Origin of the sequence: Streptomyces sp. CB02058, assembly GCF_001905505.1 — a bacterium.
GTDB lineage: Bacteria > Actinomycetota > Actinomycetes > Streptomycetales > Streptomycetaceae > Streptomyces.
The window spans coordinates 529,205-551,788 of the sequence record NZ_LIPG01000003.1 but is presented as its reverse complement, the minus strand read 5'-3'; the positions used below and the strand labels follow the sequence as shown (position 1 = coordinate 551,788).

Below are 22,584 nucleotides of genomic sequence, written 5' to 3'. Positions count from 1 at the left end.
GCGCTCCCCGTCCGGTCCTCAAGGCGTTGGCCGCGCTGCTCAGCGCGGCCGCCGTCGCAGCCGTGTACCTTCTCGTGCTTTCCCGGGGGACCCTTCCGTGACCCGCTCCGCACCGGCCCGTGTGCTGCTCTGGCTGCTGGCCCTGACCATGGTCTGCGCGCCCTTCTACGGCGCGTGGCGCTACAACGAGTTCCGCAGGGCGGTGACCGCCCAGGAGCCGCCACCACGACAGGCGAAGGACGCGCCCGCGGGTGGGGCCCCGGCCGGATCGCGTACCCGGGGCGCCGCGCCCGTCGTACTGGCGTACCACGACATCGGCCGCGACAGCCACAGCCGCTACACCGTGACCCCCGAGGCGTTCGCCGCCCAGCTCGGCGCCCTCGCGGCGGCGGGCTACCGCACCCTGAGCAGCGCGGAGTTCGTCGCGTACCTCCGGGGCGGGCCGGCGCCCGGTCCGCGCTCGGTGTTCCTCACCTTCGACGACGGTACGCACGGGCTGTGGGTGCACGCCGACCGCATTCTGGCCAAGTACCGGATGCGGGCGGCGGCCTTCCTCATCACGCGCGCGGTCGGCAGCCACCGCCCGTACTACCTCTCCTGGGAGGAGATCGGCCGGATGGCCCGCTCGGGGCGCTGGGACTTCGAGAACCACACCCACGACCTGCACCAGCGGTCGCCCGTGGACGCGTCCGGCAACCGGGCCTCGGCCCTCACCAGCCGGCTGTGGCTGTCGGGTGAGAAGCGCCGGGAGACGGAGGCGGAGTACCGGCGGCGTGTCGAGGCCGATCTGGACCGCTCGATCGGCGACATCACCCGCCACGGTCTGCCCGCCCCGAGGCTCTTCGCCTACCCCTTCTCCGAGGCGAACGGCCGGAACGGCTCGGTGCGGCCCACGAACCGGACACTGCGGGCGGCGCTCGACGCGCGGTTCGCCGCCGCCCTGACGAACAGCTCGGACCGCCCGCTCCCGGCGGGGCGCCGGGCGGCGGCGGCCCGCGAGGTGCAGCGGGTGGAGGTCACGCGCCGGACGGATGTCCGGGACCTGCTGACCCGCGTCGAGCGCTGGACGGCCGTCTCCCCCGACGCGTGCCCGGCACCGCTGGCGGAACCACTGCTGTGGCGGCGCAGCGACCGTACGAACGCCACCGGCCTGGGAGCACTCACCGGCACGGGCCCGTACCCCCGGAGCACCGCGTACGCCGCGGCCTCCTACCGGCCGACGAGCACGGCCGACTGGTCCGCCTACACCGTGGACGCCCGGGCGGACCGGCTGCGCGAGTCGGAGAACAACGTCGGCCTGGTCGTGCGCGACGGCAGCCGCGACCCGCTCGCGGTCGCGGTCAGCCTGAGCCATGTCCGCCTGCTGGAGCGCCGGGACGGGCGGTGGCGCGAGATCACCCGCAGAAGGATCACCGCTGCGGCGGAGCACCGGGTGCGGGTCACCGTGGACGGCGACCGGACCGTGGTCGTCGTCGACGGCGGTACGCGGATCGAACGGCTCGGCACCAGGGCGACCGGGGGCGACGCGACCGGAGGCTTCGCCCTGAGCGTCCGCAACGGGGACCCGGCCGGCGCCTGGCCGCGCTTCACCTCACTGACGGTGGGACCGCCGGCGCGGGAACGGGGGTAGGCCGGGCAGCTCCTGGACGCCCGCGATCCGGCGCCCTCGGCGCGTCACGCACGGACCTCCAGGCGGTGGGCGCGGGCGGTGAGATGGCGGCGTTCGGGGGTGCTGGTGGTGCGGCGGGCGGCTTCGCGGTAGGAGGCCGCCGCGGCCTCGTGTTCGCCGAGGAGTTCGAGGAGGTGGGCGCGGGTGGCGAGCAGGCGGTGGTGGCGGGCCGTGCGGCTGTCGGTCTCCAGCTCGGTGATCAGGGCGAGTCCGGCGGCCGGGCCGTGGACCATGGCGACGGCCACCGCACGGTTGAGGGTGACCATCGGGTTCGGCCCGAACTGTTCCAGGATCTCGTACAGGGCGAGGATCTGGGGCCAGTCGGTGGCGCCGGTGTCCTCGGCCTCGTCGTGCACGGCCGCGATGGCGGCTTGCAGTTGGTAGGGGCCGACCCGGCCGAGCGGCAGGGTCCGGCTGATCAGGTCGACCCCTTCCGCGATGGCTCGGCGGTCCCACCGGCCCCGGTCCTGATCCGTCAGCGGTACCAGTTCCCCGGACGGGCCGGTGCGGGCGGGGCGGCGCGCGTCGGTGAGCAGCATCAGCGCGAGGAGGCCGGCGGTCTCGGTGTCGTCGGGCTTCGAACGGTGCAGCATCCGCGTGAGCCGGATCGCTTCGTCGGACAGTTCCGGCGCGGTCGGGCCGGTGCCCTCGGTACCGCCGGTCGTGCTGTATCCCTCGTTGAACACGAGGTAGAGCACGTGCCGCACCTCGGCCAGCCGCTCGGTGAGGTCCGTCCCCTCGGGCACGGACAGGGGGGCGCCTGAGGAGTTGAGGGTCTGCTTGGCGCGGCTGATGCGCTGGGCCATGGTCGTCTCGGGCACCAGGAAGGCCGCGGCGATCTGCGCGGTGGTCAGGCCGCCGACCGCGCGCAGGGTCAGTGCGATCCGGCTGGCCGGTGACAGTGCGCGGTGGCAGCAGAGGAACAGCAGGGCCAGCGAGTCGTCCCGGTCGGCGTCGGGTACGTCGTCGGCGGCGTGGCTGAGCAGTGCGGCCTGTGGAGTGGCCAGGGTGAGGGTGTCCTCGCGGCGTCGGCGGGCGCTGTCGCTGCGGATCTGGTCGACCAGCTTGCGGGAGGCGACGGTGACGAGCCAGCCGCGGGGGTTGTCCGGGACACCGGTTCCGGGCCACTGCAGTGCGGCGGCCAGAAGCGCTTCCTGGACGGCGTCCTCGCATGCGTCGAAGACGCCGTAGCGGCGTACGAGCGTGCCGAGGACCTGCGGCGCGAGCTCGCGCAGCAGGTCCTCGGCGACGTGGCGCCCGGCGGTCACACGTCCGCCGCGGACTCGTGCAGGACGGGCCACAGTTCGACCGGATCCACGTCGGCGAACGGCATGTCCGCGGCAATGGCCTGTGCCCGCTCCAGGGTGTCGCAGTCCAGCATGTAGAAGCTGGCGATGTACTCCTTGGTCTCCAGGTACGGGCCGTCGGTGACCGCCGGCACGCCGTCCTCGCGGCGCACGAGCTGGGCGTTGGCCGCGTCCGCCAGGCCGTAGGCGCCCAGCAGTTCACCGCTCTCGCGGTACTTCTTGTTGAACGCCTCCTGCTTGGCGATCGCCTCCGGCCACGCCTCGGCCGGGAAGGAGTCCCACTTGGCCTGGTTGCCGTAGATCATCGCTACGTACTTCATCTCGGGTGTCCTCCCCATCCCGCGCGCCCCGTCGGCGCGCTGTCACCCCTCAGTCGGAGCGGGAGGCGGGTCCTCGACATCCGACGACGAATTTCTTCGAAATCTTTTTCCGCACCGCCGTCGAGCGGCCCACGCACCCACCGGAGCGACGCAAGCGATCAACCTACAGCCCGGCCACGCGGCGGAGTTGGTCCGGCGGCCCGGTGAGGAGCCGGGCCCGGTCGCGGCCCGGGCGGAGGCGGACACGGGGCGGGGCGGAGGCGGAGAATGCTCCTCATGGACGATGCCTTCACTCTCCTTCGGCGAGCGACCGCTCTGCTCCCCGAGGGTGCCGGGGCCGGCAGCGGCATGACGGTCGACGACGTGCGCGCGTGTCAACGGGCGCAGGAGTGGGAGCTCGTGCTCGACCTCCTGATGGAGATCGCGGACGAGCAGCCGGTCGCCCCGCGGTTCTGGTCGCATCTCGAGGACGCGGCCCGCCAGATGATGCTGGAGCGGAGCGCCGACTGGTGCGAGTGGCGGGCCTGGGAGACCCAGCACGGCACCCTCCGGGCCAGGCTGAACCTGCTCAGCACGGAGGAGGGCGGACGCCGGACCGCCTTCGCCGGGCAAGGGCAGCTGCGGCCGCTCTGGGACATCGGCAACCGGGCGCCCGATGGCGGGCAGGCGGTGAATGTCGCGCGACTGTGGGTGGAGGGTGCGCCCGGACTGGCACCGGGAGAAAGCGCGACGGTCCGTCTGGCACCGCTCAGCCCCGAACAGTGGCGCCATGTCAGGCCCGGCGACGTGATCACCATGCACGAGGGCAGGCCGGTCGTCGGTACGGCCGTGATCATCGAGGTCGCACCGCCTTCCGTCGCCGGGCGCGAGGGAGATCTGTAAACGCGGTCCGCTGGGGTCCAGGACGCTCGAAGGGCGCCGGTCGGTGCCGGGCATCGCGCAGAAGGGCTTCGCCGTCCGCGGTCGTCGGCCCCCTCGCCCCAGGGGCCTCACCTCCCGTCACCCCGTCAGTTCCGCCTCGATCAGGTCGGCCGCACGTCGTGTGCCGCCCTCCTTCGCCATTCGCTCCTGGATGCGGGCCAGCCTCGCGGCGACCTCCGGGTCGTCCACCAGGTCCAGGACCGCGGCGCGCAGTGCGTTCGCGTCGGCCTTCTCCATCGGGAGGTGGCGGGCGACGCCGAGCTCCTGGAGCATGTCCGCGTTGCCGAACTGGTCGACGGCCTGCGGGACCGCGACCATCGGAGTGCCGGTGGCCAGGCCCTCCTGGCTGCCGCCTGCGCCCGCGTGGGTGATGAAGGCGTCCGCCTGCTTCAGCACGGACAGTTGCGGCACCCAGGAGCGCACCTCGACGTGCGGCGGTACGTCCCCGAGTGCCGCCGGGTCCACCTGTGCGCCGATCTGCAGCACCACATGCCACTTGGGCAGGTCACGGAAGGCCTCGACGCACGCGCGATAGAACGCCGGCTCGTTGGTGAACGAGGAGCCGAGCGAGACCAGCAGCACCTTCCCGGCGCCGGCCGGGCGCTCCCACTCCCCCTGGTCGGCGCGCTCGCCCTGGCAGGCGCCGACGAAGGTGAACCTGGTGCGGTCCACCCGGTCGGCGTTGGGCTGGAGCGCCTCCGGGATCAGCACCAGGCCCCGGCGCGGCCGGGCGACGAAGTCGTCGCAGGAGAGGTCGCCGAGGCCGTTCTCCGCGAGCCAGGCGTCGAAGCGCGCGAAGTACGCCCGGCCCCGATCGGTCTGCTTCAGCTCGGCGTTCGCGGGCTCCCCCACCTCCTCCGCATACCCCTCCCAGGGGACCAGGTTGGGCCAGAGCTGGACGGCGGGGACTCCCCAGCGGTGGGCGAGGGCCCTGGCCGGGTAGGCCGTGATGTCGTGCAGGACGAGGTCGGGTTCGTCGCCCTCGAAGGCGTCGGCGAGCTGCGGGAGGGCCTGGATCGCGTCCTCCAGGAACGGCTCGATGTTGTCGATGAGTTCGGTGCCCCAGTCCTCCGGTTCGGTGGGCAGCACGGAGGTGTAGATCACCGGCTCCGCTCCTGTGGCGGCGACCTTCTCGGCGAAGGACGCGGGGATCGCGTAACTGACGCGGTGCCCACGGGCGACGAGCTCCCGGATCACTTCGAGGCTCGGGTTCACGTGTCCATGGGCGGCGATGGAGAACATGGCGATGTGGGCGCGCGGGGTCGTCGGCATGACCACTACGGTAAACGAGACGATACGTCTCGTCCAGTTGTTTTCGGCCCCGCTGCTTCGGCCGGTTCAGCGCTGGTAGCGGGCCAGCACCCGGTTGCCGTCCTCGACCAGGCGTTTCTTCAGCTCCTCCGTGTCGATGGCCCCGCTGTAGTACTCCTGGAGCGCGGGTGTGGCGACCTTGTCCTTCCATTCGGGGTAGCCGCGCACCGACTGCGCGGGCGCGGGGCGCAGGTCCCTGGCCAGTGCCGCGCCCGTGGCCCAGCCGTTCTCAGCGGTGTGGAGTGCGGGATCGGCCAGGGCCTCGGTCCCGGTCGGCAGCATCCAGTCGCCCTTAGCCAGGCGGACCATGTTCTCCGGGCGGAGCAGGAAGTCGATGAACTGCGCAGCCTCCTTCTTGTGCGGGCTGTCCTCGGCGACCGAGAGGGTCTGCGGACTGACGCCCTGGGCCAGGCCGTCACTGCCCGCCGGGGCGGGCAGGACCGTCCAGTCGAAGCCCTTCGGGGCCTGCTCGACAACCTGCTGGCGGTAGGAGAACCCCAGGGGGACCATGGCGTACTTGCCTCCGAAGAAACCCGGGAGCGAGTCCGAGCCCCCCATGCCGAGCGCCGTACGGGCCGCGCTCCCGTCGGAGTTGACCTGATCCCTGACCGTGCCGGGCATGATCCGGTCGCCCTCGCCGAAGCGGATGGTCACCTTGCCGTCGGCGCCGCGGTGGAAGAGCTGACCGCCCGCCGATAGCCCCAGATTGAGGGTCACGGAGACCGGCTCCTTGAGCGGCCAGGCGACGCCGTACGTCCCCTTCTCCTTGCTCGTCAGCTCATCGGTGACCTGCCGGAACTCCGCCCAGCTCCACGGCTTCCCCGGTGTCGGGATCCGGACGCCCGAGGACCTGAGGATTTCCGTGTTGGCGATGAGGACCTTCGGCTCCTGGAGGAACGGCACTCCGTACACGCCGTCGCCGAAGGTGGTGGTGGACCAGGACTGCTGCGGGATGTCCTTCTTCAGCCGTTCCGGCAGCAGGGTCCGCAGATCGGCGAGGTAGCCGCCGTAGGCGAAGTCCGCGAGGTCGTCGGAGGCGTCGTGGATGATGTCGGGCGCCTCGCCGCCCTCGAAGGCGGTGAGCAACTGGTCGTGGACGTTGTCCCAGCTGCCCTGGACGTAGTCCACCTGGATGCCGGGGTGGGCGGCGTTCCACTCGCGGACGAGTTCTTCGTTGGCGTCGACCGACTCCTTCTGCCAGGCCAGCGACTGGAAGCTGAGCCGGATCGTGCCGTCGGCGTCCGTGGACCGCCCGCCGTCTCCCGAGCAGCCGCCCAGCAGGAGGGCGAGCGCGGCGGCGACCGCCGCGGTGACCGTGTGGAGGCGTCGTCGCATCAGCTCTTCACCGCCCCGGCCGTCAGACCGCCCGTGATCCGCTTCTGGACGACCGCGAAGAGGACGAGCGAGGGAAGGGTGGCGAGGAACGCGGCGGCGGCGAGCGGCCCGAGGTCAGCCACGCCCTCCGCGCCGAGGAAGTGGGTCAGTACGACCGGCAAGGTCTGCTTCTCCGGTGTCTTGAGCAGGACGAGAGCGAAGAAGAACTCGTTCCATGCGGTGATGAACGCGAAGAGCGCCGTGGCGACGATCCCGGGGGCCAGCAGCGGCGCGACGACCGAGACGAGTATCCGGGCCCGGCCCGCTCCGTCGACGGCCGCGGCCTCCTCCAGCTCGGGCGGCACGGCCCGTACGTAACCGGCCAGCATCCAGAGCGCGAAGGGCAGCGACCAGACGACGTAGACCAGGATCAGCCCCCACAGCGAGTTGATCAGGTGCAGGTACTTGAGGACCAGGAAGAGCGGAATGATCACCAGGACGAAGGGGAACGCCTGGCTGATCACGACCCAGCCGGTGGCGGCCGTGGAGAGCCTGCTCCGGTGGCGTGCCATCACATACGCCATGGGGGTCGCGATGACGACGGCGATCAGTGCGGCGCAGAGCGCGGCGGTCAGCGAGTTGGCGGCGGCCCTGAGCAGGGGCTGTTCGTCGAAGGCCTGCCGGAAGTTGTCCAGCGTCGGGTTCCCGGGGATCCAGGTCGGGTGCAGCGAGCCCAGCTCGGTGGCCGGCTTGAAGGCGGTGGAGATCAGCCAGAGGAAGGGGAACGCCAGGAAGACGAGGTAGCACAGGAGCGCGGCGTACTGTCCGGCGCGCGCGGTTCTGCCCGTACGGAGGCTCATACGTCCTCGCCTCCCCTGAGCCGGCCGACGAGGAAGAGGGCGAGCAGCACCGAGATCACGGCGACCATCACACAGCCCATCGCGGCGGCGTATCCGAACTGTCCGTAGCGGAAGGCCTCTTCGTAGGCGAAGAGCATGGGCAGCCGGGTGCGGCCCCCGGGACCGCCGCTGGTCAGGACGTAGACCAGGGCGAAGGAGTTGAAGTTCCAGATGAAGTTGAGGGCGCTGATCGCGAGGGCCACGGGCCTCATGGCGGGCCAGGTGACCGTTCGGAAACGGCGCCAGGCACCCGCCCCGTCGAGGGCCGCGGCCTCGTGGAGTTCGTGCGGGGTGTTCTGCAGCCCGGCGAGCAGGGCCACCGTGGTCTGCGGCATGCCGGCCCAGATCCCGACGACGATCACGGCGGGCAGGGCGGTGGCGAGTCCGGTGAGCCAGTCCCTGCCGTCACCGAGCCCCAGGTCGCGGATGGTCTCGTTGAGGATGCCCGCGTCGGGGTTGTAGACCAGCCGCCACATGATGCCGACGACGACCTCGGGCATGGCCCAGGGGATGATCGCCAGCGCCCTGGCCAGCCAGCGCATCCGCAGGTTCGCGTTGAGCAGCAGGGCGAGGCCGAGCGCGAGCACGAACTGCGGGACCGTGACGCCGACCGCCCAGAGCAGGCCGATCCGGAAGGATTCCCAGAACAGGGTGTCGTGCAGCAGGTCCTGGAAGTTGAGGGTGCCGATCCACTGCGTGGAGCGGGTGCGGCCCGACTGCGCGTCGGTGAAGGCCAGCGCGATGCCGTACAGCAGGGGGCCGACGCTCAGGATCAGGATCGGGATCAGCGCGGGCAGCACCAGGAACCAGGTGGCGCCGTCGCGCCGGCGGTGCTCACCCCGTCCGCCCCGGGGGGACGGGGGCTTACGCCCGGACCGCGCCGTTGCGGTCGCCAGTGTCATGAATTCGACCCCTTTACCTCATTGGATCGGTTTCATACCCGTATGGCCGCACTGGCGGCCCCCGTCATCGTGCTGACGGCCCGCCCTTACGTCAAGGTGGCCTGCCCCCCTGGCGGTTCGCGCGGACGACGGCGGACGGCGGAGGTGACCCGCGGTCCGTACGGGCCGGACACGGGCAGGCGCGGGGGCCGGGGCGGGCGCCTGGTCATGAGCCGCCGGCCGGTGGCACCATCTGTGGGATGCCCCCTTCCATCCAGGTCGGCCCCTACACCGTCATCGCGCTCGCCGACGGCGCCGGCCCCTTCTTCTCCCCCAGGGCGGAGGCGTTCCCCGACGCCACCGCCGAGCAGTGGGCGGCAGCGGACCGGCTCGATCCCGGCGCGCTCGACGCCGACGGGCGCTGGATGCTCCGGTTCCGCGCCTTCGCCGTCCGCAGCGACCGCGGAGTGACACTGGTCGATGCGGGGATCGGCCCGGCGGACAGCCCGGCGGCCTCCTGGGCGCCCGTGCCCGGGGCGCTCCCGGACTCACTGGCCGCCGCCGGTATCGACCCGTCCGATGTGGACACCGTGGTGCTCACGCACCTCCACACCGACCATGTGGGCTGGGCCGTCGTCGGCGGCGAGCAGGCCCGGCCGTTCTTCCCGAACGCCGCGTACCTGCTGCAGCAGGCCGAACTCGACGCGATCGAGGAGATCAACCCGCAGCTGCTGTCCTCGGTGATCGGCCCGCTCCGCACGACCGGCCGGCTACGGACGCTCGAGGGCGAGACAACGCTGCGCGGCGGCGAGCGCATCCTCCCCACGCCCGGTCACACGCCCGGCCACCAGAGCCTGCTCGTCACCGCCGGAGACGAAACGGTCGCCGTCACCGGTGACCTGCTCGTGCACGCGATCCAGTTGCTCCACCCCGCACTCGCCTACGCCCACGAGATGGACGCCGAGCAGGCGAGGTCGTCCAGGGAACGGGTGCTCGACGATCCGGCCGCCGGCACCCTCCGTCTCGCGACGCCCCACCTGACCGAGCCGTTCGTCACCCGCTGACCCGGCCGGTGCGGCCGGCGGGCTCCAGGGGCGGCAGGTCCGTCGGCAGGCCGGTCCCCTCGCGGGCCCGGGTGGCCGCTCCGCCTTTCGGGCACCGGCCGTGGGCGGGACCGGGAAGCCGGCGGCTGCCGCCCACCCGCCGAAGCGGTGCCCGCGGTCGAGGTGGCCTGCGGGGATGAGAAAATCGGGCCATGGACGACAAGCGTGCGCGCGAGGTACTGACCGCCGCCGGGCTGCCCGGCGGCTCGGAGCTCCTCGCGCTGGGCGAGAACGCGGTGTTCGCTGTCGGCGACCTGGTGGCCAAGGTCGGCCGGGACGCCACGCACCACCCGGAGCTGCGGGAGCGGGCCGAGCGCGAGGTGGCCGTCGCCCGGTGGCTCGCCGCGTCGGGCGTGCCCGCCGTACGGGCCGCGGAGGCCGAGGCCCGGCTGGTGGAGGGCCACCCAGTGACCCTGTGGCACCGGCTGCCCGATGCCGTGCGCCCGACCGAGCCGCGCGATCTGGCCCCGCTGCTCACCCAGATCCACGCGCTGCCCGCCCCCGTCGGCTTCACGCTGCCGCGCCGCGAGTTGCTCGGCGGTGTCGAGCGCTGGCTGCGCCTCGCGGGCGACGCCATCGATCCCGCCGACGCCGACTATCTGCGCGGCCGCCGCGACGGCTTCGCGAAGGCCGCGGCGGAACTGTCCCCGCATCTGCCGCCGGGGCCGATCCACGGCGACGCACTCCCCCGCAATGTCCACGTCGGCCCGGACGGACCGGTCCTGGTGGACCTGGAGACCTTCTCCGCCGATCTGCGCGAGCACGACCTGGTCGTCCTCGCCCTCTCCCGTGACCGGTACGGACTGCCCGTCGAGTCCTACGACGCCTTCACCGACGCGTACGGCTGGGACGTCCGCGCCTGGGAGGGCTGTACGGTGCTGCGGGGCGCCCGCGAGACGGCCAGCTGCGCCTGGGTCTCCCAGCACGCGCCGGGGAACCCCAAGGCCCTGGCGGAGTTCCGCCGCAGGGTGGCGTCACTGCGCGAGGACGACCCCGAGGTGCGCTGGTACCCCTTCTGAGCGTCGCACCGTCACCGGGCACGGGCACATCCGCCCCGGTGTGCCGGAGCACCGCGGGTCAGGAGGCGCTGACCGGGGCCGGCTCGCGCAACGGCCAGCGGCCGTCGATCACGGCGTCCGCCGTGCCCTTGCGGCGCAGGAACTTCTGGAAGTCGGCGGCCCAGTCGGCATACCACTCGATCTGACGCTCGTGCAGGTCGGTGGTCTCCAGGGCGGCGACCGAGCCGTGGCGGTCGGCTATCGCGTACGCCACGCGCACCGCGGCCAGCGCGTCGGCCGCCGCGTCATGGGCCCCGCCGTGCACCACGCCGTACTCCACGCACACCGCCTCCAGGGTGCGCTTGCCCTTGCGGTAGCGGTCGACGGCCCGGTCGATGGTGTACGGGTCGATGACGGGGCCGACCCCCCTGCCGTCCAGCCGGTCGCTCAGCGACGGCAGTCCGTGGCGGCGCAGCTCCGCCGAGAGCAGGGTCAGATCGAACGCCGCGTTGTACGCCACGACGGGCACGCCCTCGCGCCAGTACTCCACGAGGGTGCCGGCGACCTCGTCGGCCACCTCGCGCGCCGGGCGGCCCTCCGCCGCGGCCCGCTCACTGCTGATGCCGTGGATCGCGGAGGCCTGTGCGGGGATCCGGATGCCGGGATCCGCGAGCCAGGTGCTGCTGCGGACCGGCTCGCCGTGCCTGCTGTCCACCGCGACGACCGCGGCGGTGACGATCCGGGCCTCCAGCGGTTCCGTGCCGGTCGTCTCCAGGTCGAAGCCGACCAGGCGCTCCTGGTGCCAGCTCATCCCGTACCTCCTCCTGTGGTGCTTTCCCCCAAGTGATGACCACCTTCGCACGCACCACTGACAACCCCGGGAAGGGGTGTCAGGAGACGGGCCTGGAGTCCGTCCACACCGACTCGAACTCCTCGCGGTACGTCTCGAAGAGTCCGTGCTCGCTGTCCTGTCCCGCCCTGACCACCGAGCGCCCGCCGCCCCGCAGCACCAGCACGGGCGCCTCCATGCCGCGTGCGCGCCGCAGGTAGGGCTGGACGACCCCCACGGCGTCGGGCCCGTCGCCGTCCACCAGATAGGCCGTGAAGCGCGGTGTCTCGTCGAAGACGTGGATCTGGAAGGCGCCCGGGTCGCGGAGCTTGGAGCGCACCCGGCGCATGTGGAGGATGTTCATCTCCACGGACCGGCTCAGTTCGCCCTTCTTGAGGCCCAGTTCGCGCTCCCTGCGCTTGACCGCGCTGCTCGCCGGGTTGATGAACAGCAGCCGCACCCGGCAGCCCGACTCGGCGAGGCGCACCAGCCGGCGCCCGGAGAAGTTCTGTGTGAGGAGGTTGAGCCCTATGCCGATCGCGTCCAGCCGGCGCGCCCCGCCGAACAGGTCCTCGGCGGGGAGCTGCCGCTGGAGCCGCACCCGGTCGGGGTGGACGGAGACGACGTCGGCGTAGCGGTCGCCGACCAGCTCCTCGACGGCGTCCACGGGCAGCCGGTCGGCGGACGGGACCGCGGCGCCGCTGCCGAGGATCTCCAGGAGCCGGGCGGACGCCCGCTCGGCCTGCGCGAGGACCGCCTCGTTGAGCGCGCGGTTGCGGGAGACGACGTTGCGCGCCACCTCCAGCTCGTCGAGCGCGAGCTCCACCTCGCGGCGGTCGTCGAAGTACGGCTCGAAGCACGGCCAGTGCTGGACCATCAGCTCGCGCAGCTGGGGCAGGGTCAGGAAGCTGAGGACGTTGTCGTCGGCCGGGTCGAGCAGATAGCCCTTGCGGCGCGAGACCTCCCGGACCGCGACGGCGCGCTGCACCCACTCCTGCCCGGCGGGTCCCGCGGCGGCGACCACCCAGTCCTCGCCGTGCACGGGCTCGTAGATCGGCCGGATGACGGCGGAGACCACGGCGCGCAGCCTCTGTTCCACCAGATTCAGCCAGATGTACGCGCGCCCGGCGCGCTGGGCCCGGGTGCGGACCTCGTTCCAGGCGTCGGCTCCCCAGTCCAGCTCGGCGCCGATCTCCATGGGCTGCGCGAGGGAGACCGCCCCCGGCGGGGCATCGGTCGGCTCCCCCTCGTGACCTGCGTCACCTGGGGGCAGCTCGAACCCTCCCGAGCTCACCCGCGTACCGCCTTCCACTCCCCCACCAACGATCAAGGAAGGGTACTCCGGGAGCGGGAGGCGTGCAGCCGGATGCGCGAGCTCCTTTCTCAACTCCCCTATGGTGAAGGCCCGTTCCTTGCGGTGAGATCGGGTGGAGTGAGATGGTTCATAGTGATTGCGCACCCCCTCGCATGCCGCATACCGGACGGAGGAGCCGCCCGGCGGCCCGGGCCCCCTGTCCGGGCGACACCGACGTGTCCCAGGTTGACCGGACCCGCGGGATCACCCGACGGGACCCGGCCGCACCGGGCGACGTACTAGGTACAGGACCGTCTTTCGGGGAGTATCGGGGCGAAAACCCCCAGCACCCGGATCAGAAGTGGAAGAGTCCTATCTATGCAGGTCTGGCCGGGACACGCGTATCCCCTCGGCGCCACCTATGACGGCGCAGGAACCAACTTCGCGGTCTTCTCGGAGGCCGCCGACCGAATCGAGTTGTGCCTGCTGCACGACGACGGTTCAGAAACGGCGGTGGAACTCCGTGAGACCGACGCCTTCGTGCGGCACGCCTATCTGCCCGGGGTGATGCCGGGGCAGCGCTACGGCTTCCGGGTGCACGGTCCGTACGAGCCGCAGCGCGGACAGCGCTGCAATTCGGCGAAGCTGCTCCTCGATCCGTACGCGCGCGCGATCTCGGGGCAGATCCAGTGGGGCGAGGCGGTGTACGGCTATCCGTTCGGCAAGCCGGACGAGCGCAACGACCTCGACTCGGCGCCGCACATGATGAGCTCGGTCGTGGTGAACCCGTACTTCGACTGGGGCGACGACCGCCGGCCGCGTACGGACTACCACCGCACGGTGATCTACGAGGCCCATGTGAAGGGTCTGACGATGCTTCACCCGGGCCTGCCCGAGGAGCTGCGCGGCACCTACGCGGGCCTGGCGCATCCGGAGATCATCGCCCATCTGACGGAGCTGGGCGTCACCGCGATCGAGCTGATGCCGGTGCACCAGTTCGTCCAGGACCACCGGCTGGCCGACGCCGGTCTGGCCAACTACTGGGGTTACAACACCATCGGCTTCTTCGCCCCGCACAACGCCTACGCCTCCTGGGGCGACCGCGGTGAGCAGGTGCTGGAGTTCAAGCAGGCGGTCAAGGCGCTCCACCAGGCGGGGATCGAGGTGATCCTCGACGTGGTCTACAACCACACGGCGGAGGGCAACCACCTGGGTCCGACGCTCTCGTTCCGGGGCCTGGACAACGCCTCGTACTACCGCCTGGCCGACGACCAGAAGTACTACATGGACACCACCGGCACGGGGAACTCCCTGCTGATGCGGTCCCCGCACGTCCTCCAGCTGATCATGGACTCCCTGCGGTACTGGGTGACCGAGATGCACGTGGACGGCTTCCGCTTCGACCTCGCGGCCACGCTGGCGCGCCAGTTCCACGAGGTGGACCGGCTCTCCTCGTTCTTCGACCTGGTGCAGCAGGACCCGGTGGTCAGCCAGGTGAAGCTGATCGCGGAGCCCTGGGACGTGGGCGAGGGCGGCTACCAGGTGGGGAACTTCCCGCCGCTGTGGACCGAGTGGAACGGCAAGTACCGGGACACGGTGCGGGACCTGTGGCGGGGTGAGCCCCGGACGCTCGCGGAGTTCGCCGGCCGGCTCACGGGCTCCTCCGACCTCTACCAGGACGACGGCAGGCGCCCGCTGGCCTCGATCAACTTCACCACCTGCCACGACGGCTTCACGCTCCACGACCTCGTCTCGTACAACGACAAGCGCAACGACGCCAACGGCGAGGGCAACCGGGACGGTGAGAGCCACAACCGCTCGTGGAACTGCGGGGTGGAGGGCGAGACCGAGGACAAGGAGGTCCTGGAGCTGCGCAGCCGTCAGATGCGCAACTTCATCGCCACGCTGATGCTCTCCCAGGGCGTGCCGATGCTGAGCCACGGCGACGAGTTCGCGCGGACCCAGCGGGGCAACAACAACGGCTACTGCCAGGACAACGAGCTCTCCTGGGTGCACTGGCCCGACCCGGCCGCCGCCACGCGCGGCGAGGACGGCGACGCGGACGGCGGCGGCACGGACACGAGCCTGCTGGAGTTCACCCGGGCCATGGTCTGGCTCCGCCGCGACCACCCGGTCTTCCGGCGCAGGCGCTTCTTCCACGGTCGCCCGGTGGAGGGGACGCACGACGAGCTGTCCGACATCGCGTGGTTCACGCCCAGGGGCGAGGAGATGACGCAGCGGGACTGGCAGGCCGCGCACGCCAAGGCCATGACGGTCTTCCTGAACGGCCACGCCATCTCCGAGCCGGGGCCGCGCGGTGAGCGGATCGCCGACGACTCGTTCCTGCTCATGTTCAACGCGGGCGCCGAGACGCTGGAATTCGCCGTCCCGATGAACCACGGCAAGCAGTGGCAGGTCGTCGTGGACACGGCGATCCCGGACGGGGTGCCGCCGGGCGCGGGCCCGAAGGTGTCGGCGGGCGAACGGGTGACGCTGGTGGGGCGCAGTCTCACGGTGCTGAAGCGCCCGGCGTAGGCCATAAGGGTGACCGGTGCGGGGCGGAGGCCCTCCGGGGGCGCCGGGCGGCGCGGAAGGTGGGAGAGAGCCGCCCGGCTGGGTACGTACGAGTCCATGACGCCCACCGCCACGTACCGGCTGCAGCTGCAGCCGGGCTTCCCGTTCGCCGCCGCCGCGGACGCCGTGCCGTATCTCGCCGAGCTCGGCGTCTCCCATCTGCATCTGTCGCCCGTCCTGGAGGCCGTGCCCGGCTCGGGCCATGGTTACGACGTCGTCGACCACACCCGGGTGCGGGCCGAGTTCGGCGGCGAGGAGGGGCTGCGGGAGCTGGCCGCCACGGCGCGGGCGCACGGCCTCGGGCTGATCCTGGACATCGTGCCGAACCACATGGCCGCCGCTCCCCGGCACAACCTGCCGCTGTGGGAGGTCCTGCGCGAGGGCCCGGAGTCCCCGTACGCCCGTTGGTTCGACATCGACTGGGCGGCCGGCGGCGGGAAGGTGCTGCTGCCCGTGCTCGGCGGGCGCGTCGGCGAGGAGAGCGGCGGCTTCGAGGTGGCGGCCAGGGACGACGGCACGCCCGTGCTCCGCCACGGCGATCTGGAGTTCCCGGTGCGCGAGGGCACGGCGGGCCTTCCGCTGCCCGAGCTGCTGGCCGCGCAGCACTACCGTCTGGCCTGGTGGCGTCTGGCCAGGACCGAGCTGAACTACCGCCGCTTCTTCACCATCTCCGATCTGATCGGTGTCCGGGTGGAGCACCCGGAGGTCTTCACCGCCACCCACGCGAAGATCCTCGAACTGGTCGGCGACGGGGTCCTCGACGGGCTGCGCATCGACCACCCGGACGGACTGGCGGACCCCGCCGCCTATCTCGGGCGGCTCGGCGAGGCCACCGGCGGGCGGTGGACGGTGGTCGAGAAGATCCTCACCGGCGCCGAGGCCCTTCCGGCGGGCTGGGCGGTCGCGGGCACGACCGGTTACGACGCGCTGCACCGGATCGACGGGCTGTTCACGGACCCGATGGGCGCGGCGGACCTGCTCGGCCGCTACCGGGACTTCGCGGGGCCGCCCGGTGACCGCGGGGGCTACTGGACCGCGACCGTCCGGCGCGCGGCGTACCGGGTGGTCACCCATGAGCTGGCCGCGGAGACGGAGTGGCTGACGCGTCTCGCCGTCGAGGCGTGCGCCGGTGACCTCGCGCTGCACGACCACGCGCCGTGGGCGCTGCACACGGCGGTGCGCGAGCTGCTCGTCCGGGTGCCGGTCTACCGGCCGTACGTCACGGCGGGCGGTCCGCTCACGGAGATCGCCGAGTCGGCGCTCCCGGCCGAGGCGGTGCGCGACGCCAAGGCCGTCTTCCCGGTCGCCGAGGAGGCGCGGGCCGTCGACGTGGTGCGGGATCTGGCGCTGGGCCGGCTCGGGGACGGGCCGGAGCACGCGGCGTTCTGCGCGCGGTTCGCGCAGACGGCGTCCGCGCTGCACGCCAAGTCGGTGGAGGACACGGCGTTCTACCGCTATGTCCCGCTGATCTCGGCGACGGAGGTCGGGGGCGACCCCGGACAGCCCGCGGTGAGCCCTGAGGAGTTCCACGCCTTCTGCGCCCGCATCGCCCGGGACTGGCCGGCCACGGGGACGGTGCTGACCACGCACGACACCAAGCGAAGCGGGGACGTACGGGCCAGGATCGCGGTCCTGTCCGAGTGCCCCGAGCAGTGGTCCGCCCTGGTGGCACGGCTGGCCAGGGCCGGCACCGTGCCCGCGCCCGATCCCCAGCTGGCCTGGCAGGCCTGGCAGTCGGCGTTCGGCTGCGCGAGCCTGCCCGCGGGTGAGATGGCGGGCAGGCTGGCGCCGGCGCTGCTGAAGTCCGTGCGCGAGGCGGGCCTGTTCACCAGCTGGACCGAGCCGGACCCGGTGTACGAGCGGGCGGTGACCGACTTCGTGGCGGCGGGTCCCGGCAGCGACGCGGGCGAGGCCAGGGAGACGATGACCCGGTTCGCGGACACGCTCGCCCCCTTCGTACGGGCCAACGTGCTGGGGGCCGCGCTGGTGCACCTGACGATGCCGGGCGTGCCCGATCTGTACCAGGGCACGGAGCGGGAGTACATCGCGCTCGTCGACCCGGACAACCGGCGGCCGTTCACCAGGCCCGCCGCCGGTGACGACGAGAAGGCCGCGCTGACCACGGCCGCGCTGCACCTGCGCCGTGAGCGCCCGGAGCTCTTCGGTGAGTCGGGGACGTACGCCCCGCTGGTGGCCCGCGGTCCGGCGGCCTCGCACTGCCTGGCGTTCTGCCGGTCCGGCGAGGTGGTCACGGCGGTGACCCGGCTGTCGCTGCGGCTCGACGAGGAGGGCGGCTGGCGCGACACCGAGCTGGCTCTTCCCGACGAGGGCCCGTGGACCGATCTCCTCGCGCCGGGAAGGGAGTTCACGGGGCCCCGGGTGGGCCTGGCGTCCCTGTTCGCCGACCGGCCGGTGGCACTGCTCGTGCGGGCCGGCGCGGGGCGGTGACGGGGCGCGGGTGAGCCCCGCACGGCGGTTCAGCTCCCGGCGGGCCCGAAGCGGTCCGGTGCGAGCGTGGCCAGCAGCGCGTTGACCACGAGGTCGGTGGAGGCCGCCATGTCCACGGCCTCGGGGTCCAGCAGCCACTGCACCTGCAGGCCGTCCATGACCGCGATGACGGCGTTGGCCGCGGTCTCGGCCTGCTCCGTGCGGTCGGCGGGCAGGTCGCAGGCCTCGCGCAGGGCGTCGGCCACGAAGGCGCGCAGTCCGCTGTACCGGTCACGGAAGTAGGTCTGGGCGGGGTGGCTCTCGGTGACGGACTCGGCCGACAGCACGGCGTACAGCCGGACGATGCCTTCCCGTTCGGCGTTGCGGAGCGCGGTGTCCACCAGGTGGCTCAGAAAGGCGAGTCCGCGGGGCCGGTCGGATCCGAGCTGTTCGATGTCCGTCTGGTCGCGCAGCTCCAGGACACTGGTGAGCAGGAGCGCCTTGGAGCGGAAGTAGTGCAGGACGCCCGCCTGGGTCAGGCCCGCCTGCTCCGCGATCTCGGCGAGCGAGGCGTTGTTGTAGCCGCGGGCTCCGAAGGTGTCCATGGCGATGTGCAGGATGCGCTGCTGTCGTTGCTTGGCCTCCGCGCTGCGCGGGGTGCGGGGCCGGGTTTTGTGGGCGGGTGTGCCCGCTGAAGGGTTGCTCACCCACGCAGCCTAGGGCCTTTCGTTTGCCGAACGAGAGGCCCTGGTCCCGCTCACCCGCACGGCAGCCGATCCCTCCACACCGTTCCATGAAGGTGACCCACATCACTTACTAACCACTCAGTGGGTGTGTTTTCATGTCGGCGTCAACCGAACTCCCCCACTCCTCGCGCCAGTTGACCGAACACGGCGAGCTCGGAGCCGGCCGCACCACCCGCACTGGTACGAACCGAAGGAGCCGCACCATGTCATCTCCCAGTCCCGCCCGCAGACGGCTGACCGGAGCCGCGGGCGCCGCCCTGGCCCTGGCCGTCGCAGGCTTCGGCCTCTCCGGCACGGGCGCCGCCCGAGCCGCCGACCCCACGGCCCAGGTCTGGATCACCACCCCGGACGGCGGCAGGAAGCTGGCCGCCGACGGCAGCCTCCCTTTCACCGCCACGCCCCAGGCCGTCGACATACGCATCGACGGCGCCGCCCGGAGCCAGAAGTTCACCGGTGCCGGAGCCTCGGTGACCGGGGCCTCCGCCCACCTCGTCCAGGGCCTTTCGCAGGACCGGCGCGACGCCCTGATGAGATCGCTGTTCTCCACCGCCGGGGACGGCATCGGCCTCACCTATCTGCGCCAGCCGCTGGGCGACTCCGATTTCAACGCGGCCGGCGGCTTCCACAGCTACGAGGACACCCGTGGAGCGTTCTCCGTCGACCGGGACAGGAGCGAGATCATCCCGGTGCTGAAGCAGGCCCTCGGCGTCAGCCCCTCCATCCGCTTCATGGGCTCGCCCTGGTCGGCGCCCGCGTGGATGAAGACCAACAACTCGCTCGTCGGCGGCAGCCTGAAGACGGAGAACCACCAGGACTACGCCGACTACCTGGTCAAGGCGATCCGGGCGTACGGGCAGGAGGGCATCACGCTGACCGACCTCACCGCCCAGAACGAGCCGGAGTTCGCGGCGAGCTACCCCTCGATGACCATGACGTCGGGGCAGCAGGCGGAGTTCCTCAAGGTCCTCGACCGCACGCTGACCGCCGCCGGCCTCCCCACCAACCTGCTGGCCTACGACCACAACTGGGACCACCCGAACTATCCGGTCGAGGTCTTCGCCGGCACCCGGGGCATCGACCGGGTGATCGGCGCGGCCTTCCACTGCTACGGCGGAGCCCCCTCGGCCCAGCAGCAGGTCGTCGACGCGGGCAAGCGCGTCTTCTTCACCGAGTGCTCGGGCACCGAGAGCGCCGACCCGTCCGCCACCTTCGCCGACACGCTGCGGTGGCACGCCGAGAACCTGGTCGTGCAGAACATGCGCCACGGTGGTGAGACCGTCGTCAACTGGAACCTCGCCCTCGACGGGAACGGCGGTCCGCACCAGGGCGGTTGCGGCACCCGCTGCAACGGTGTCGTCGACATCACCGGCGGCAACGTCACCCGCAACGCCGAGTACTACGTCCTCGGCCACCTCTCCAAGTTCGTCGAGCGCGGGGCCACCCGCATCGGCTCCACCAGCCAGGGCGCCGGCGGTGTGCAGAACGTCGCCTTCGAGAACCCCGACGGCAGCCGCGCCGCCTATGTCGTCAACACCGCGTCCGGATCGCGGAGCTTCTCACTGACCGACAACGGCAGGTCCCTCGCCTACACCCTGCCCGCCGGCGCGGTCGCCACGTTCGTCTGGGACGGCACCGGTTCCACCACCGAGCCGCCCGCCGGCTCGATCGACCCGGCCGCCTGGTACCGGGTGAAGAACGGCAACAGCGGCGCCTGCCTGGACGCGGCCGACTGGGGCACCTCCGACGGCACCGCGCTCCAGCAGTGGGCCTGCGGCACCGGCGCCAACCAGAGCTGGCAGTTCCGGCCCACGGGCGACGGCCACTACCAGGTCGTCAACCGGCACAACTCCAAGGTCTGGGACGTCGACGGCGGTACCGGGGCCACCGCGGACGGCACCCGGGTCCACCTGTGGACGTACGTGGGCGGGACCAACCAGCAGTGGAAGCCGCAGGCCCTCGGCACCGGCGGGCAGTACCGCTTCACCGCCCGTCACAGCGGCAAGTGCCTGACCGTGGACGGCTCCTCCCGGGCCGACGGGGCCAAGCTCTCGCAGCAGCCGTGCAACGGCTCCGCCGCCCAGGCGTTCACCCTGACCGGCTGACCTGACGCGTGCGGGGCCCGGTCCGCGGCGGACCGGGCCCCGCACGCGTTCCGGCGGGAGGCGGGCGCGGCGGTCAGGCCGGCGGGACGGGCAGGGACGCGGTCAGCCGGAAGGTCATCCGGCCGAAGCTCACCTGGTCGCCCTCGCGCACCACGACCGAGCCGACGACCCGCTGGCCGTTGACGCAGGTGCCGTTCGTCGAGCCGAGGTCGCTGAGGATCCACCGGCTGCCGTAGGCGGTCAGTTCGGCGTGCATCCGCGAAACCGTCTCGTGGCTGAGCCGGAGGCCGTTGCCGGGGTCGCGGCCGATGCGCAGCGCGTGCGGGCCGGGCAGCGGCAGCAGGAGCCGGGGCAGCCGCTCGGACTGCCAGGCCCTGCGCACCCGGGCCGGAAAGGCGGAGACCCCGCCGACCGCGCGGAACAGCCCGCGTGACCAGCGTCCGCCGGCGTCCAGATCGCTGGTGAGGGCCTTCAGCTCGTCGGACCGGCGTGCGGTGAGGGCGAGTTCCATGCGTCGCAGAAAGGTGTCGTGGGAGAGCTTCCCCTGCGCCGCGCCGTCTCTGAGCACACCGAGAACACGGTCGCGCTCGGCGTCCGAGAGCCGCGCGGGATACGTGTGGTGCTCGAAGGGGGACGTCACAGAACCGATTGTCGGGCCGAGATGCCCGAGGTGTCCAGACGATGCCCGATTCCTGCCGTCCTGACCTGCGCGGCAACGGATAAATGCCGTACGCCGACCGTCGGACGGTTGCTATGGTCGCACGCCGCCGCCCACCGGCCGCGGCACACGAACGAGGAGACTCTGTGACCCCTGCACCATCGGAACTGACCGTCCGTCCGCTCACCGGAGCGGACGAGCTCGGTCTCTTCTGCGGTCTTTCCTATGTCCTTGACCATGAGCTCGCCGACGACCTTGACACCGGCCGGCGCATCCCCGAGTGGATGTGGGTGGCGCTGCGCGGCGACCGGGTCGTGGGCCGCCTGTCCTGGTGGACGGGGCAGCCCGGCACCGGCCCCCAGTTCCTGGACTTCTTCGATCTGGACGACACCCTCCCGGAGCCGGAGCGCGGTGAGGCCGGTCTGCGCCTGCTGGAGACGGCGACGGCCGCGGTCCTCCCGTCCGGGGCCGCACGCCCCGAGTACGGCCGGTTCGTCCCGCCGGACTGGCGCGAGGACCCGGCCGTGCGTGACGCCGTCGAGGCCCGGATACGGGTCATGGAGGCGAGCGGCGCCCGGATGCTCGTCGAGCGGCTCCGCCTGGAGTGGAAGGCGGGCACTCCGGTGCCCGAGGACAACGGCCGGCTGGTGTTCCGGAAGGTCAGGGACCGCGAGGACCTCGTGGCGCTGATGACCCCGGTGATGGAGGGCACCCTGGACGCGCACGGCCGGGCCGACCTCGCGTCGGGGCTCGACACGCGCGCGGCGGCGGAGAAGCACTACGACGAGGAGTTCGCGCACCTGAGGACGCCTCAGGAGTGGTGGCGCGTCGCGGAGCTCCCCGACGGCGAACCGGTCGGCTTCGTCATCCCGGCCCGCAACAACTACCACCCGATGATCGCGTACATCGGGGTGCTGCCCGCGCACCGCGGCAACGGCTACATCGACGACATCCTCGCCGAGGGCACCCGGGTGCTCGCCGCCGAGGGCATGGACCACATCCGGGCCGCGACGGACCTCGGCAACGTCCCGATGGCCGGGGCGTTCGCGCGCCTCGGTTACGTGAACTTCGAGCGGGCCTTCGACATGGTGTGGGACAAGTCGTAGAACCGCCGGACCTCCGGTTCCGGGGTCCGTACTCTCCCGGAGAGAACCGGCCCCGGCGCGGAAGGAGGCGAGAACACGTGCGTACCCCGTCGTTCCCGCGCTCCCGCCCCGTCCCCGGGGTGGTG

The 22,584-nt window shown here is 72.1% G+C and carries 17 protein-coding genes and 1 pseudogene; 8 read left to right on the top strand and 10 right to left on the bottom strand.

What is annotated here, in order from left to right; genetic code table 11:
• The first annotated feature begins 97 nt into the window (after positions 1 to 97).
• A complete protein-coding gene (locus tag AMK10_RS15995) occupies positions 98 to 1,630 on the top strand; it encodes a polysaccharide deacetylase family protein (protein ID WP_073748450.1) in 1,533 nt (510 codons plus the stop codon).
• Positions 1,631 to 1,674: 44 nt separating this feature from the next.
• Here AMK10_RS15995 and AMK10_RS15990 read toward each other — a convergent pair whose 3' ends face one another.
• Together AMK10_RS15990 and AMK10_RS15985 are read right to left on the bottom strand one after the other, a co-directional pair.
• A complete protein-coding gene (locus AMK10_RS15990) occupies positions 1,675 to 2,937 on the bottom strand; it encodes an RNA polymerase sigma factor (protein WP_073748449.1) in 1,263 nt (420 codons plus the stop codon).
• Positions 2,934 to 3,296: a YciI family protein gene (locus AMK10_RS15985; RefSeq protein ID WP_073748448.1), complete on the bottom strand. Its 363-nt coding sequence runs from the start codon at positions 3,294 to 3,296 to the stop codon at positions 2,934 to 2,936. Before AMK10_RS15985 ends, AMK10_RS15990 begins: the two co-directional genes overlap by 4 nt.
• 276 nt (positions 3,297 to 3,572) lie before the next feature.
• Here AMK10_RS15985 and AMK10_RS15980 point away from each other — a divergent pair, with 276 nt between their 5' ends.
• A complete protein-coding gene (locus tag AMK10_RS15980; protein ID WP_241839555.1) occupies positions 3,573 to 4,178 on the top strand; it encodes a hypothetical protein in 606 nt (201 codons plus the stop codon).
• A 117-nt stretch (positions 4,179 to 4,295) separates the two neighbouring features.
• Here AMK10_RS15980 and mgt read toward each other — a convergent pair.
• The 4 genes and pseudogenes from mgt to AMK10_RS15960 all read right to left on the bottom strand — a co-directional run bounded on the left by mgt (position 4,296) and on the right by AMK10_RS15960 (position 8,643).
• Positions 4,296 to 5,559, bottom strand: a pseudogene (gene mgt / locus AMK10_RS15975) (macrolide-inactivating glycosyltransferase).
• Positions 5,556 to 6,863 carry an ABC transporter substrate-binding protein gene (locus AMK10_RS15970; RefSeq protein WP_073748446.1) on the bottom strand — a complete coding sequence of 436 codons (1,308 nt, stop codon included), beginning with the start codon at positions 6,861 to 6,863 and terminating at the stop codon, positions 5,556 to 5,558. Before AMK10_RS15970 ends, mgt begins: the two are co-directional and overlap by 4 nt.
• Complete coding sequence (locus AMK10_RS15965; protein WP_073748445.1) at positions 6,863 to 7,702, bottom strand: carbohydrate ABC transporter permease; 840 nt, start codon at positions 7,700 to 7,702, stop codon at positions 6,863 to 6,865. Before AMK10_RS15965 ends, AMK10_RS15970 begins: the two co-directional genes overlap by 1 nt.
• Positions 7,699 to 8,643, bottom strand: a complete 945-nt coding sequence (locus AMK10_RS15960) for a carbohydrate ABC transporter permease (RefSeq protein ID WP_073748444.1) — start codon at positions 8,641 to 8,643, stop codon at positions 7,699 to 7,701. The genes AMK10_RS15965 and AMK10_RS15960 overlap by 4 nt, the downstream gene beginning before the upstream one ends.
• A gap of 239 nt (positions 8,644 to 8,882) precedes the next feature.
• Between AMK10_RS15960 and AMK10_RS15955 the strand changes: the two genes are divergently transcribed.
• Positions 8,883 to 9,686, top strand: coding sequence for an MBL fold metallo-hydrolase (locus AMK10_RS15955; RefSeq protein ID WP_073748443.1), 804 nt, complete (start codon positions 8,883 to 8,885; stop codon positions 9,684 to 9,686).
• 191 nt (positions 9,687 to 9,877) lie between these two features.
• A complete protein-coding gene (locus AMK10_RS15950) occupies positions 9,878 to 10,744 on the top strand; it encodes a phosphotransferase enzyme family protein (protein ID WP_073748442.1) in 867 nt (288 codons plus the stop codon).
• 58 nt (positions 10,745 to 10,802) lie between these two features.
• On the opposite strand, the gene AMK10_RS15945 is transcribed toward AMK10_RS15950, so the two are convergent.
• Positions 10,803 to 11,534 carry a 3'-5' exonuclease gene (locus AMK10_RS15945; RefSeq protein ID WP_073748441.1) on the bottom strand — a complete coding sequence of 244 codons (732 nt, stop codon included), beginning with the start codon at positions 11,532 to 11,534 and terminating at the stop codon, positions 10,803 to 10,805.
• A 79-nt stretch (positions 11,535 to 11,613) separates the two neighbouring features.
• Entirely contained in the window at positions 11,614 to 12,846 is a 1,233-nt protein-coding gene (locus AMK10_RS15940; RefSeq protein ID WP_073748440.1) for an SAV2148 family HEPN domain-containing protein, read from the bottom strand.
• 378 nt (positions 12,847 to 13,224) lie between these two features.
• Here AMK10_RS15940 and glgX point away from each other — a divergent pair, with 378 nt between their 5' ends.
• Both glgX and treY read left to right on the top strand, forming a co-directional pair.
• Entirely contained in the window at positions 13,225 to 15,381 is a 2,157-nt protein-coding gene (glgX, locus tag AMK10_RS15935) for a glycogen debranching protein GlgX (protein WP_073748439.1), read from the top strand.
• A 96-nt stretch (positions 15,382 to 15,477) separates the two neighbouring features.
• Positions 15,478 to 17,868 (top strand): malto-oligosyltrehalose synthase, encoded by a 2,391-nt coding sequence (gene treY, locus AMK10_RS15930; protein WP_073748438.1) that lies wholly within the window; start codon positions 15,478 to 15,480, stop codon positions 17,866 to 17,868.
• 29 nt (positions 17,869 to 17,897) lie between these two features.
• Here treY and AMK10_RS15925 read toward each other — a convergent pair whose 3' ends face one another.
• The gene (locus AMK10_RS15925) at positions 17,898 to 18,467 is read right to left on the bottom strand and encodes a TetR/AcrR family transcriptional regulator (RefSeq protein WP_382565348.1); all 570 of its coding nucleotides are present in this window, start codon (positions 18,465 to 18,467) and stop codon (positions 17,898 to 17,900) included.
• Positions 18,468 to 18,796: 329 nt separating this feature from the next.
• On the opposite strand from AMK10_RS15925, the gene AMK10_RS15920 reads away from it, so the two are divergent.
• Positions 18,797 to 20,695, top strand: coding sequence for an RICIN domain-containing protein (locus AMK10_RS15920; protein ID WP_073748436.1), 1,899 nt, complete (start codon positions 18,797 to 18,799; stop codon positions 20,693 to 20,695).
• Between the two features lie 73 nt (positions 20,696 to 20,768).
• Here AMK10_RS15920 and AMK10_RS15915 read toward each other — a convergent pair whose 3' ends face one another.
• A complete protein-coding gene (locus tag AMK10_RS15915; RefSeq protein WP_073748435.1) occupies positions 20,769 to 21,335 on the bottom strand; it encodes a DUF1707 and FHA domain-containing protein in 567 nt (188 codons plus the stop codon).
• 164 nt (positions 21,336 to 21,499) lie between these two features.
• Here AMK10_RS15915 and AMK10_RS15910 point away from each other — a divergent pair, with 164 nt between their 5' ends.
• Positions 21,500 to 22,459 (top strand): GNAT family N-acetyltransferase, encoded by a 960-nt coding sequence (locus tag AMK10_RS15910; RefSeq protein WP_073748434.1) that lies wholly within the window; start codon positions 21,500 to 21,502, stop codon positions 22,457 to 22,459.
• Positions 22,460 to 22,584: the final 125 nt, after the last annotated feature.